The following is a 12,277-nucleotide window of genomic DNA, read 5'->3' on the forward strand; positions in this document are numbered from 1 at the left end:
AGAGGGCCATGCCATGCCTGTTTATATCGGCAAGCGACTGCTGGTCGCGATCCCGACGCTTCTGATCATCTCCATCTTCGTCTTCTCGCTGCAGAAACTGTTGCCGGGCGATCCGGTGCTCGCCATGGCTGGCGAGGAGCGTGATCCGGCGACGATTGAATTCCTGCGGGAGAAATATCGCCTCAACGACCCTGTGCCGCTGCAATATGTCAACTGGCTGGGCGGCGTCGTGACGGGCGATTTCGGTATTTCTCTGCGCACCAACCAGCCGGTGCTGGAACTGATCGGCCAGAAGCTGCCGGTCACCATTCAGCTGGCTGTCATGGCGATGTTCTTTGCCATGGTCATCGGCATTCCCATCGGCATTCTGGCCGCCGTCAAGAAGAATACGTGGATCGACTACACGGCCAATATCGTGGCGCTTTCCGGCCTCTCCATCCCGAATTTCTGGCTCGGCATCATGCTGATCCTGCTGGTGTCGGTCAAACTCGGCTGGTTGCCGGCATCCGGTTATGAATCGATCTTTGTCGATCCCGTGCGTTCCATTGAAACCATGATCATGCCGGCCTTCGTGCTGGGCAATGCGCTTGCGGCAACGCTGATGCGCCATACGCGTTCGGCGATGGTGGCGGTGCTCAGTTCCGATTATATCCGCACCGCCCGCGCCAAGGGTCTTTCGCCGCGCGAGATCATCCTGTCGCATAGTTTCCGCAACGCGCTTCTGCCCGTCATCACGCTGCTGGCGCTGCTCTTCGGCGAATTGCTGGCCGGGGCGGTGCTGACGGAGCAGATTTTCACCATTCCCGGCTTCGGCAAGATGACGGTCGATGCGGTGTTCACCCGCGATTACGCCGTCGTGCAGGGCATCGTTCTTTGCACCGCCGTCGGCTTCATTCTCATGAATCTTCTGGCCGATATTGCCTATGTCCTGCTCAACCCTCGCCTCAGGGCGACGATCTGAGGCACCGATATCATGACCGTTCTCGATCAAAACCTCTCCGTAGCGGCGACGCGGCAGGAAAGCCGCGCCTGGAAGAAGATGAAGCGCAACAAATCGGCGCTTGTCGGCATGGTTATCGTGCTGTTTTTCGCCGCACTTGCCATCGCCGCGCCGATCCTGCCGATTGCCGATCCGGTGGCGACCAGCTGGTCGGCCATCCGCAAGGCGCCCTCGGCCGCCCATTGGCTCGGCACCGACGATCTCGGCCGCGACATCCTTTCCCGCATGATCTATGGCGCCCGCGCCTCGCTGATGGCGGGCGTCGTCTCGGTGATGATCGCCGTGGTCATCGGCGTGCCTTTTGGCCTGATTTCAGGTTATTTCGGCGGCTGGGTGGATATGATCATATCCCGCATCACCGAAGCGTTGCTGGCCATGCCGTTTCTCATCATGGCGATTGCGCTTGCCGCCTTCCTCGGTCCGAGCCTCACCAATGCGATGATCGCCATCGGCCTTTCCGCCATGCCGATTTTCGTGCGGCTGACGCGCGGGCAGGTGCTGGCGGTCAAGACCGAAGATTATGTCGAAGGCGCAAGGTCCATCGGACTCAACCACATCGATATCATGACGCGTTACATCCTGCCGAATGTCTTCGCCCCCATCATCGTGCAGGCGACCCTGACGGTGGCGACCGCCATCATCGCGGAGGCGAGCCTTTCTTTCCTCGGCCTCGGCCAGCAGGCGCCGGCGCCCTCCTGGGGTTCGATGCTGAATACCGCGAAGAATTTCTTGAGCCAGGCGCCGTGGATGACGATGTGGCCCGGCATCGCCATCTTCCTCGTCGTCATCGGCTTCAATCTTCTGGGCGACGGCCTGCGCGATGCGCTCGATCCGCGCGAAGCATGATCTTTTACAAGGAATATCCGAATGAATGAATTCACCACACGCCCTGAAATCCTTGGCACCTTCGGCGTCGTCACTTCAACCCACTGGATCGCGTCGGCCGTCGGCATGGCGATCCTCGAAAAGGGCGGCAATGCTTTCGACGCCGCCGTCGCCACCGGTTTCGTCCTGCAGATTGTCGAGCCGCATCTGTGCGGTCCGGGCGGAGATATGCCCGCCGTGTTTTATTCGAAGCAGAAGGACAAGGTCGAAGTCATCTGCGCACAGGGCCCGGCCCCGAGCGGTGCGACGATTGAACATTACACGTCGGAAGGGCTGAAGCTGATCCCCGGCGACGGACTGCTCGCCACCGTCATTCCCGGCGCTTTCGATGGCTGGATGCTGATGCTGCGCGACTATGGCACGATGAGCGTGCGCGAGGTGCTGGAACCCGCCATCTATTATGCCGAGCACGGGCATCCGACATTGCCGCGCGTCTCCGCCACCATCAAGGGTCTGGCCGATTTCTTCGAGAAGGAATGGCCGACATCCCATGAGACATGGCTGCCGGGCGGCGCGGCACCCGAGCCTCACGCCAATTTCCGCAATCCGGTTCTGGCCGCAACCTATCAGCGGATCGTCACCGAAGCCGAAGCGTGCTCCGGCCGCGAAAACCAGATCGAGGCGGCACGCGACGCTTTTTATCGGGGTTTCGTTGCGGAAGCTATCGACAGTTACGTGAGGACGGCGGAAGTCATGGATGCCAGCGGCGCACGGCACAAGGGCGTGCTGACGGCGCAGGATATGGCGGACTGGAGCGCGACCGTCGAAGCGCCGCAGACGCTCGACTATCAGGACTGGACGATCGCCAAGACGCCCGCCTGGGGGCAGGGTCCGGTTCTGCTGCAATCGCTTGCGCTTCTGAAAGGCTTCGACATTGCGGCCATGGACCCCTCCGGTCCCGAATTCATCCACACCATCGTCGAAGCCATGAAGCTCGCTTATGCCGACCGCGAGGTCTATTACGGCGATCCTGAATTCGGCCAGATCCCGACGGAATATCTCCTGTCGGAAGGCTACAATGCCGGACGCCGTGCGCTGATAAGCGGCGAGGCCTCGCTGGAGCTGCGCCCCGGTACCGTGCCGGGTTACGAAAAGCAGGTGGACGCGACCATGGCCATGCTGGCCGAGATGAGCGGCACCGGCACGGTCTACGAGCCGACCATGTCGCATCTGACGGAGAAGCGCGGCGACACGGTGCATATCGATGTCATCGACCGTTGGGGGAACATGGTCTCCACCACGCCTTCGGGCGGCTGGCTGCAATCCTCGCCCATCGTGCCCGGCCTCGGTTTTGCGCTCAATTCCCGCGCCCAGATGTTCTGGCTGAAGGAAGGCCTGCCGACCTCGCTTGCACCGGGCAAACGCCCGCGCACCACGCTGACGCCTTCGCTTGCGCTTCATCAGGGGCGTCCCTCCATGGTGTTCGGCACGCCGGGCGGCGATCAACAGGACCAGTGGCAACTGCCCTTCTTCCTGCGATATGCCCATCACGGCAAGAACCTGCAGGCCGCCATCGACATGCCGCTGTTCCACACCGCGCATTTCCCGGGCTCGTTTTATCCGCGCACCAGTTCACCGGGTGAAATCACCGTGGAAAGCACCGTGGGCGAAGCGACCCTGCAGGAGCTTCGCCGTCGCGGGCACCGCGTCACGGTTGCCGATGCATGGTCGGTCGGGCGGCTTACAGCCGCGCGCCGCGATGCGGACGGCCTGCTTCGCGCGGCCGCAACACCGCGGCTGATGCAGGCCTATGCGGTGGGGCGGTGACACCATGGAGACAAAACCCGTCCTTTCCGTCCGTAACCTCACCACCTCCTTCCTCGTCGATGGCGCCTGGAAGAGCGTCGTGCGCAACGTGTCCTTCGATGTCGCGCCCGGCGAAACCGTCGCGATTGTCGGCGAATCCGGCTCCGGTAAATCGGTAACGTCGCTGTCTCTCATGCGCCTGCTTGCCCCGGCCTCCAGCCGGATCGAGGGGGAAGTGCTGCTCAACGGGCGCGATCTTCTTGCGCTTTCCGAAAGAGAAATGCGCGGCGTGCGCGGCAACGATATCTCGATGATCTTTCAGGAGCCGATGACCTCGCTCAATCCGATCTTCACCATCGGCCGCCAGATTTCCGAAGTGCTCATCCGGCACAAGGGGCTTTCGAAGCAGGAGGCGCGGGCGGAGACGGTGCGGCTGCTGGAAAAGGTTCGCATTCCAAACGCCTCCGGTCGTTTCGACGAATATCCGCATCAGTTTTCCGGCGGCATGCGCCAGCGCGTGATGATCGCCATGGCGCTCGCCTCACGGCCGAAACTGCTGATCGCTGACGAGCCGACGACGGCGCTCGACGTCACCATTCAGGGCCAGATACTCGATCTGATCAAGCTGCTGCAGGAAGAGGAGGGCATGTCCGTTCTCTTCATCACCCATGACATGGGCGTCGTGGCCGAAATCGCCGACCGGACGATCGTGATGTATCGCGGCGATGAGGTTGAGACCGGACCGACCGAGGACATCTTCCAGCGTGGCAAACATCCCTATACACGGGCGCTGCTTTCAGCGGTGCCGAAGCTCGGCTCGATGCGCGACCGGCAATGGCCGACACGGTTTCCGGTGCTCGACATGAAAACCGGCCTTTCGAGCGAGCCGCAGGAGGTGGCGGGGACGGTTGCGAGCGGGCAGACGCCGGTTCTGTCGGTCCGAAACCTTGTGACGCGTTTTGCCATCCGCTCCGGCCTGCTGGCACGCCAGACGGGCGCAGTCCATGCGGTGGAAAACGTCTCCTTCGATCTGTTTCAGGGGGAAACGCTGTCGCTGGTGGGTGAATCCGGCTGCGGAAAATCCACCACCGGCCGCTCGATCATGCGGCTTGTGGAGCCGACGGCCGGCGACGTGTCGCTCGACGGTTATGACGTGATGCGGCTCGATACGGTCGGCCTGCGCAATATGCGCAAATCCGTGCAGATGATCTTTCAGGACCCGTTCTCGTCGCTCAATCCGCGCATGACGGTGGGCACGGCGATTTCCGAGCCCTTCATCAAGCACAAGCTGGGAAGCACCAGACAGGCGAAGGAAAAGACGGCAGATCTTCTCGAAAAGGTGGGTCTGTCCGCCGATATGGCCAGCCGCTACCCCCATGAATTTTCGGGCGGCCAGCGCCAGCGCATCGCCATTGCCCGTGCGCTTGCGCTCGATCCGAAGGTTATCGTCGCCGATGAAAGCGTCTCGGCGCTCGATGTTTCGATCAAGGCGCAGGTTTGCAACCTGCTGCTCGACCTGCAACAGAGCCTCAATCTGGCCTTCCTGTTCATCAGCCATGACATGGCGGTGGTGGAACGTGTCAGCCATCGTGTGGCGGTGATGTATCTTGGCGAGATCGTGGAAATCGGCCCGCGTGCGGCGGTTTTCGACAATCCGCAGCATCCCTATACGAAAAAGCTGATGGCCGCCGTGCCGGTGCCCGATCCGGCAAGGCGCGGGATAAGGCGCGGCATATCCAATGACGAGCTAAAAAGCCCGATACGTGCCATGGGATATGAAGCACCAACGCGAAACTACAGGACGGTTTCGCCCGGCCACCTGGTGCAGGTGGCCTGAGACGATTGCTGCGGCATGGATGCTCCGAAGAAGAAGCCGTTATGCGGGGTTCTTGGGCGGAACGCCGCGCAGGTGCTCCATGAGATAGGCATGGGTCGCGGCATTGGCGACGATCAGCGTGCCGGTCTTCTCATAGAACTCCGGTCCGCGGCCCCACCAGTCGGTCACGATGCCGCCAGCCTCCTGCACCAGCAGAATGCCGGCCGCCGTGTCCACGAAGCCCGTTTCCTCGTAATAGCCGGTCAGCCGGCCGCAGGCGACGTAAGCGCAGGAATTGGCGGCGCTGCCGACCACGCGGACCGCGCCGATGGGCGCACGAATGGCGTCGAGGCGCTGATAGGCGCCGGGATAAAGCTGGAGATTGGGCGTGGGCAGGCCCGTGCCGACGCACATCAGGGCGTCATCGGTGCTGGCATTGACCCGCAGGCGCTCGCCGTTGAGATAGGCGCCGTCTCCCTTGATCGCGGTGAACATCTCGTCGGAAACGGGATTGTAGACCAGCCCGCAGATCGTTTCATTGCCGCGGCGAAGCGCGATGGTGATGGTATAGTGCTGGCCGAAGATGAAATTGGTGGTGCCATCGATGGGGTCGACCAGCCAACGGTGATCCTGATCCGCCCCTTCGACGGGCGCGAATTCCTCGCCGGTTAGTCCCCACGGATATTGCCCGAGCAGGCGTTCGCGGATCAACGTTTCGGAATCCCTGTCCGCATCGGAAACGAAGTCCCCCGGTCCCTTGACGCCGATCTCGATCTCGCGGAAGCGCCTGAAATGGTCGAGCGTCAATGCGCCGGCTTCGCGGGCGGTGGCGACCATATGGTCGAGGATGGTGCTGTAATTGACTGTCATCGGCTGAAAACCTCGGCGAGCCCTTCCGGATCGTCGGTGGTGATCTGGTCCACCTTAAGCCGCAGGAGGCGTTTCACCTGTTCTATGGATTGCGGTGTGACGCTGTTGATCGTCCAGGCGTCGACACGGCGGCCGGCGGCATGGATGGGGGCGATGATATCGACGCCGGCATCCTCGGCGGCAAGCACGATCTCGTAGGCGAGGTAGATCATGTCGGCATCGGGTGCTGTGGCAAGGGCGTCTTCGATGAAGCCCAGATAGTTTCCGCTTGCCTTCAGTGCAGCTAGCGTGCCGCGGTGGCAGGGATCATATCCGGTGCGAAGGCCGGGGGTTGAGCCGGCCAGCGTGGCGATGGCGTCGAAATCGCCGCCCGACAGGATCACCGACTTTGCTATTGGCGAAACGCTCGCCCCGAAACCGGCGACCACCTGCGGTGTAAGCGCCTGCCGGTCTTCCTTGAAATCGAGCTGGAGCAGGGCGTCGGGATGAACGGCGCCCTCGGCAAGCAGGGCGCAAAGGTCTTCGAGCAGCATTACCTTCGCATCGATGGGCTGGCCGTCATTGTCGCGCAGGTGGAGCTGACGCAGGGTGGCTGCGGATGTGTCGCGCACCCGGCCGGTGCCGGTGGTCTCCCGCTCCAGCGTCCGGTCATGCAAAACGGCGCAGCCGTGATCGGCATGGATGACGAGATCGACCTCGATGCTTGCACCGAGCCGCATCGCCTCGATGATACGCTCGCCGGTAAAGACCGGATCGTCAGCGCGGCGGCGGGCGCGATGCCATTTGAGCCATGTTCTGTGGCCGTCGCGGTCGATAAGGATCGGCTGGTTCATGTCAGCTCCGGTAGATTGGGCGGTTGTCGCGATAGGCCGTGACGGCACGGGGCGCAATCTGTACGCCCTGTCCCGTCTGGAACATATCCGGGTGGGCGACCATGGATTTGATCCTTGTACCATCGGCAAGATCAAGGTCGACAAGGCCATGGGTCCCGTAATCCGTCACCCGATGCACACTTGCTTCCGGCGTTTCGGAAATCGTCAGGTCGATGGCTTCCGGGCGAACGGCGAGAATGGCCGGTCCGTCGGAGACCGGAAGCGGCAGGGTGAAGTCGGCGCGCATGAAGTTTCCGTCTGAAACCGCGCCCTCTATCAGGTTCATGGTGCCGATGAAGCCGGCGACGAACGGGGTCTGCGGTTCGCGATAGATCACATTCGGCCGGTCGATCTGTTCGGTCTTGCCGTTCGCCATCACGACGATGCGGTCGGCCATGGAAAGCGCCTCGTCCTGCCCGTGGGTGACGAACAGCGTGGTGATGCCGAGACGCTGCTGAATATCGCGGACCTCTTCCCGCAGCCGCTCGCGCAGATGCTGGTCGAGGCTGGCGAAGGGTTCGTCGAGCAGGAGTATTTTCGGTTCGAGAACCAGCGAGCGCGCGAGCGCCACGCGCTGCTGCTGGCCGCCGGAAAGCTGGCCGGTGGCGCGCTCGCCATAACCGGAAAGCCCGACGAGTTCGAGCACGGCCTCCACTTTCTCTCTAATGACGGCAGCCGGCATGCGACGCAGCCTGAGGCCGAAAGCGAGGTTTTTGAAGACGTTCATGTGGCTCCAGAGCGCGTGGCTCTGAAACACCATGCCGGTCGGCCTCCGCTCTGGCGGCAGGTGGGTGACATCTTCGCCATCAATGGTGATCTGCCCGCCCGTCGGCTGCTCGAAACCGCCGACCATGCGCAGCAGCGTCGACTTGCCCGAACCGGAGGGGCCGAGAAGGCAGACGAGTTCACCATCGGCGACATCGAGCGAGAAGCTGTCGACTGCCTTTGTCCCGCCGGAATAGGTTTTCGTGACCTGGCGGATGTGAAGTACGGACATGATGATTTCCTAACCGCCGAAACCGCGGGCGAATGCGCCGCCACCGATGACGCGGCGGGCGAACATGAGGGCAATGAAGGACGGCACCCAGAGCAGCACGGACAGAACCGCGCCATACTGGATGACCATCTGGTTGTTGATGTAGCTGATCATCAGCACCGGCATGGTGCGGATGCCGGGCGCACCGATCAGCCATGCGCCTTCCGTCTCGTAAAAAGTGCCGACAAAACTCAGCAGCACGGCGGCGGCGATGGTCGGTCCCGCCTGCGGCAGCGTAATCGACCAGAAGACCCTGAGCGGACTGGCGCCGACATCGCGGGCCGCCTCTTCCATGCGCCGGTCGACGGCCTGAAATGCCGCCACGGGAATCCAGATCATGAACATCAGCGTGCCGACGAGCTGGATGAGAACGACGCCCCAGAAGGTGCCGATGAGGTTGAGCTGCAGGAAAATGGCGGCGATTGCCACCAGAAGCCCGAATTTCGGGAAGGCGTGGCCGGCAAGGAAGGAAAAGAACAGCAGGTTGCGGCCGGGAAAGCTCATGCGCGCAAAGGCATAGGCGGCGGGAAGGCAGATCGCTGCCGAAAGCAGCGTTACCACCGTCGTCAGCCGCAGGCTCAGCATCAGCGCATTCCACACATCGGCGCGGCCGAGCGTCTGGCCCCAGAAGCGCAAACCGAACTGCTGGGGAATGACGTTGGGAAAACGCCAGACCTCGGTGAATGCCCAGGTGCCCACCACAAGCAGCGGCCCGACGATGGCGACGGTGAGAAGGGTGGCGAAAAATATGCCGGGCCAATCCATGCGGGCTCGCGCCCGCGTCAGCATTGTCATGTCATTTCCCCTGGTTGCGCGCGACCGAACGCACGTAGAACAGGCCGAATGCGATGCAGAAACCGAAAGCGATGACGGCCTGGGTCATGGCGCCGATGGGGTCCTGCACTTCGCGCAGCGTGCGCTGCATGAAGGGGCCGAGCATTTCGGGAGAGGCCGGTCCGAGAAGATAGGGCAGGGTGAAGGAGGAAAAAATGCCGAGCACCGAAAAGGAAAGCGCCACGAGAATGGAATTGGAAATGCGCGGCAGGATGATGTGCCAGAAGACTTGAAGCGCGTTTGCGCCCACATCCCGCGCCGCTTCCACCGACTGGTTGGCGACGCTGCCGAGGCCCGCGAGCAGGATGAGAACGGTCAGCGGAATATTGTCCCAGACAAGACCGATGACCGGCCCCCACGGGGTGAGATAGGGCGTGCGGATTTTCGGCAGGTCGACCGCATTGAGCAATATGTCCACCATGCCGTTGGGCCCGAGAACGCGGATGAAGGCGAAGGCGAGGATGATGGAGGGCACGAACATCGGGAAGATGGCGAGCGCCTGCACATAAGCCGAAAGGCGGCCTTGCGAAAAACGCAGGTAGAGCGCGATCGGCAGGCAGATTACGAGCAGGAGGATCGCGCAGACCATTGTCGTCCACAACGTCACGGCAAGATTGTCGAGGCTGTAGCGGTCCGAGAAAAAGAAGCCGTAGCTCGAAAGATCGAAACTCGTTTCGCCGTTCGCTCCGGTGCGCCAGACGGTGCGGCCGATGGCGTTGATGGCAGGCCAGATGACGAGCCAGATCATCAGGAACACGGGGATGGCGACGAGCAGGAGGCCGACTGGCCTCCTGCCTGCCGTATTGTCGATGAGCGGGCGAACCGCTCCTTCTGCAATCTCGGTCACGACTTGCGGTCGACGTTGGGAGCGACGTTGCGATACCAGCCGTCATTGATGGCGGTTTCCCATTTGCCGGCCGGGAAGGTCGGAATGGTCTGCGGGATGATGTCGGCGAAACGCTTGCGCAGGTCGGCCGACACATGGTCCCAGGAAACGCCGGGGAAACCGCCGAGTTCGGTGAGGATCGCGCCCTGGATTTCTTCCGACAGCACGAAATTGGCGAGCTTCAGGGCAGCATCGCGATTGGCGCCGTTGGCAAGCACCACGGCGCGCGAGAAGTCACCGCAAAGCGCCAGATCCTGAAGCTGGACGAGGCCGGTTTCTTGCGGCAGAACGCCCTGATCGATGGCCTTCAGCACCTGATCGGACCAGACAGGGGTCATGGTGACGACGCCCTGCGAAAGCAGCTGCAGCGACTGCGTGTTGCCGGAGGAATATGCGCCCTTGTCATAGAGCGACGGTGCGATGTCCTTGAGCAGCGCCCATGCCTTGCCGAGAGCCTTGTCGCCGGCTTCCTGGGTGTAATTGTCGACCGTGAAGGCCTTGGGGTCGAGACCGTTGGCCTGATGGATGGCGCGGCGGACGAAGTTACCGCCGGAGCCGCCCTTGTCGGGACGGTTATAGACGAACTGGCCGGGATTGGCCTTGATCCATTTGACGAGCTCGTCCCAGGTCTTCGGTGCATCCGCCGGCTTGAGCTTGCCGGTGTCATAGGCGAGCAGAACCTGGCTGCCGCGATAAGGCAGGCTGTATTCGCTGCGGATGGCGAGCGGATTGACGCGCGAATAGTTGGAGAGGCCGGCTTTCGCCATGTTCACATAGATGCCGGCATCGATGCCGCCGGTGGGCAGCAGCGGATCGGCCGTTTCGAAATAATCGGCCTGCGGATCGGTGCCCGTCTGCTTTGCGGCGATGGCGCGTTCGCCGATGGCGGTGATGCCGGCGCTGTCGCCGGCATCGACGAGGTTGAGCTTCAGCCCGGGATTGGCGGCTTCAAAGGCGGGCTTGATCGTATTGGACCAGAAATCGAGGATATTCGTATCCGAACTGGTGTACCAGTCGATCGTGCCCGGAGCGGCGAAGCTCATGCGCGGTGCAAGGGCGAGACCGGCGGCGGCGCCTGCGGCGGACATCATAAAGGTGCGGCGTTTCATCTATGTCTCCGATGTTTTCGGCGCGAGTGGAACTGCTGAGCGCTGGCCCCGGGAAAGATGGGGAAGGCTCTGGCCGGTCGTTGCACAGCCGTGCATTTTTTGAACGGGCCGGCGGCGGTTCTAATGTCTTTCCATAACGCTTTCGTGACGGTTGCTGCCGACAGGCATTGCCGGCACGCTCTGTCCGGGTGGCCGTTCGAAAGCAGGCCCTACTAAAGGCGTTGCCGGGGAGATAGAGTGATCGCAACAGCATTGGAGGGAGGGGAGCGATGATCGCAGCCTATATCGACGAATTCATCATGTTTTGTGCCGGCCTGTGGATGACATGTGTCGGCTTCGGTTATCTGCCGCTGTCAAAAAACACGGTCAATCAGCCGCCGGTTGTTCGTCACTTCAGGTGGATGGGGCCTTTGCTGATCGTCATCGCGTTTGTTCTGGCCCTTGCCAGCTGACCGAAGAATTTTTCGCAAAGAAAAACCCCGCCGAAGCGGGGTCTCGTCTTACCAGGGCTGACGGCCATACCAGTCGTCGATATCTTTCCTGGCCCGGTCCTTTTCGTAACCGTAGCGCTCCTGAATCTTGCCTTCGAGCTGGTCGCGCTTGCCGTTGATGACGTCGAGGTCGTCGTCGGTGAGTTTGCCCCACTGCTCCTTGACCTTGCCCTTCATCTGCTTCCAGTTGCCTTCAACGCGGTTCCAATCCATTGGTGCTCTCCCATTTTTTGGCTTGCACCGGTAAATGTCCAAAGCTGCGCAGGGTTCCCTCCGGCGGCCGGAATGTTCGGCGCAACTGTGGCCTGCTGCCACGAAAAGATCACGATTCATTCAGCCGCAGTTCACCCGGCCGGGCGCTAAATCCCCTCATCCCACAAGGAGGGAGATAAGATGCGCAAGATGATTCTAACCGCCGGACTAATTCTCGGCGCCCTGTTCGGCACCGGCGCCAACGCCATGCCTGTCGGTCAACCGTCCGCACCTTCGGCATCCCACATTCAAAAGGTGGATTATGCCTGCGGACGCGGGTTCCATTTGACCCCGCGCGGCTATTGCCGTCCGAACGGACCGCGTTATGAGCGCGGCTGGGACCGGCGCGACCGCTGGGAAGCTCGCCGTGAATGGCGCGAGCGTCAGGCCAGACGGGAATGGCGTGAGTGGCGCGACCGCAGAGATTATCGCGACTACCGCGACCGTCGCGATTATTATCGATACTGATCGGGCAAGGCC

At 62.0% G+C, this 12,277-nt stretch carries 13 protein-coding genes; 6 read left to right on the top strand and 7 right to left on the bottom strand.

Annotated features, from left to right (window positions below; all coding sequences use genetic code 11):
• Window positions 1-13: 13 nt before the first annotated feature.
• The 4 genes from O3W47_RS10435 to O3W47_RS10450 are packed head-to-tail and all read left to right on the top strand — an operon-like array spanning window position 14 to window position 5,468.
• Window positions 14-961 (top strand): ABC transporter permease, encoded by a 948-nt coding sequence (locus O3W47_RS10435; protein ID WP_020810606.1) that lies wholly within the window; start codon window positions 14-16, stop codon window positions 959-961.
• 12 nt (window positions 962-973) lie between these two features.
• Window positions 974-1,846, top strand: a complete 873-nt coding sequence (locus tag O3W47_RS10440; RefSeq protein ID WP_174058871.1) for an ABC transporter permease — start codon at window positions 974-976, stop codon at window positions 1,844-1,846.
• 21 nt (window positions 1,847-1,867) lie between these two features.
• Entirely contained in the window at window positions 1,868-3,652 is a 1,785-nt protein-coding gene (locus tag O3W47_RS10445) for a gamma-glutamyltransferase family protein (RefSeq protein ID WP_269313658.1), read from the top strand.
• A gap of 4 nt (window positions 3,653-3,656) precedes the next feature.
• The gene (locus tag O3W47_RS10450; RefSeq protein WP_269313659.1) at window positions 3,657-5,468 is read left to right on the top strand and encodes an ABC transporter ATP-binding protein; all 1,812 of its coding nucleotides are present in this window, start codon (window positions 3,657-3,659) and stop codon (window positions 5,466-5,468) included.
• Between the two features lie 39 nt (window positions 5,469-5,507).
• Here the strand turns inward: O3W47_RS10450 and O3W47_RS10455 are convergent, their stop codons facing one another.
• The 6 genes from O3W47_RS10455 to O3W47_RS10480 are packed head-to-tail and all read right to left on the bottom strand — an operon-like array spanning window position 5,508 to window position 11,054.
• Entirely contained in the window at window positions 5,508-6,317 is an 810-nt protein-coding gene (locus O3W47_RS10455; RefSeq protein WP_269313660.1) for an inositol monophosphatase family protein, read from the bottom strand.
• A complete protein-coding gene (locus O3W47_RS10460; protein WP_269313661.1) occupies window positions 6,314-7,150 on the bottom strand; it encodes a glycerophosphodiester phosphodiesterase in 837 nt (278 codons plus the stop codon). Before O3W47_RS10460 ends, O3W47_RS10455 begins: the two co-directional genes overlap by 4 nt.
• A 1-nt stretch (window position 7,151) precedes the next feature.
• Window positions 7,152-8,186, bottom strand: a complete 1,035-nt coding sequence (locus O3W47_RS10465) for an ABC transporter ATP-binding protein (protein ID WP_269313662.1) — start codon at window positions 8,184-8,186, stop codon at window positions 7,152-7,154.
• Between the two features lie 9 nt (window positions 8,187-8,195).
• Window positions 8,196-9,020 (bottom strand): ABC transporter permease, encoded by an 825-nt coding sequence (locus tag O3W47_RS10470; protein WP_269313663.1) that lies wholly within the window; start codon window positions 9,018-9,020, stop codon window positions 8,196-8,198.
• Window position 9,021: 1 nt separating this feature from the next.
• Window positions 9,022-9,906 carry an ABC transporter permease gene (locus tag O3W47_RS10475; protein ID WP_135397706.1) on the bottom strand — a complete coding sequence of 295 codons (885 nt, stop codon included), beginning with the start codon at window positions 9,904-9,906 and terminating at the stop codon, window positions 9,022-9,024.
• Complete coding sequence (locus O3W47_RS10480; RefSeq protein ID WP_269313664.1) at window positions 9,903-11,054, bottom strand: extracellular solute-binding protein; 1,152 nt, start codon at window positions 11,052-11,054, stop codon at window positions 9,903-9,905. Before O3W47_RS10480 ends, O3W47_RS10475 begins: the two co-directional genes overlap by 4 nt.
• A 269-nt stretch (window positions 11,055-11,323) precedes the next feature.
• On the opposite strand from O3W47_RS10480, the gene O3W47_RS10485 reads away from it, so the two are divergent.
• Complete coding sequence (locus O3W47_RS10485; RefSeq protein WP_020810615.1) at window positions 11,324-11,506, top strand: hypothetical protein; 183 nt, start codon at window positions 11,324-11,326, stop codon at window positions 11,504-11,506.
• 48 nt (window positions 11,507-11,554) lie between these two features.
• On the opposite strand, the gene O3W47_RS10490 is transcribed toward O3W47_RS10485, so the two are convergent.
• Window positions 11,555-11,758 carry a CsbD family protein gene (locus O3W47_RS10490; protein WP_080818909.1) on the bottom strand — a complete coding sequence of 68 codons (204 nt, stop codon included), beginning with the start codon at window positions 11,756-11,758 and terminating at the stop codon, window positions 11,555-11,557.
• A 180-nt stretch (window positions 11,759-11,938) separates the two neighbouring features.
• On the opposite strand from O3W47_RS10490, the gene O3W47_RS10495 reads away from it, so the two are divergent.
• A complete protein-coding gene (locus tag O3W47_RS10495; RefSeq protein WP_020810616.1) occupies window positions 11,939-12,265 on the top strand; it encodes a GCG_CRPN prefix-to-repeats domain-containing protein in 327 nt (108 codons plus the stop codon).
• The last annotated feature ends 12 nt before the right edge of the window (window positions 12,266-12,277 follow it).

The organism is Agrobacterium sp. LMR679, from assembly GCF_027157905.1.
Classification (GTDB): domain Bacteria; phylum Pseudomonadota; class Alphaproteobacteria; order Rhizobiales; family Rhizobiaceae; genus Agrobacterium; species Agrobacterium leguminum.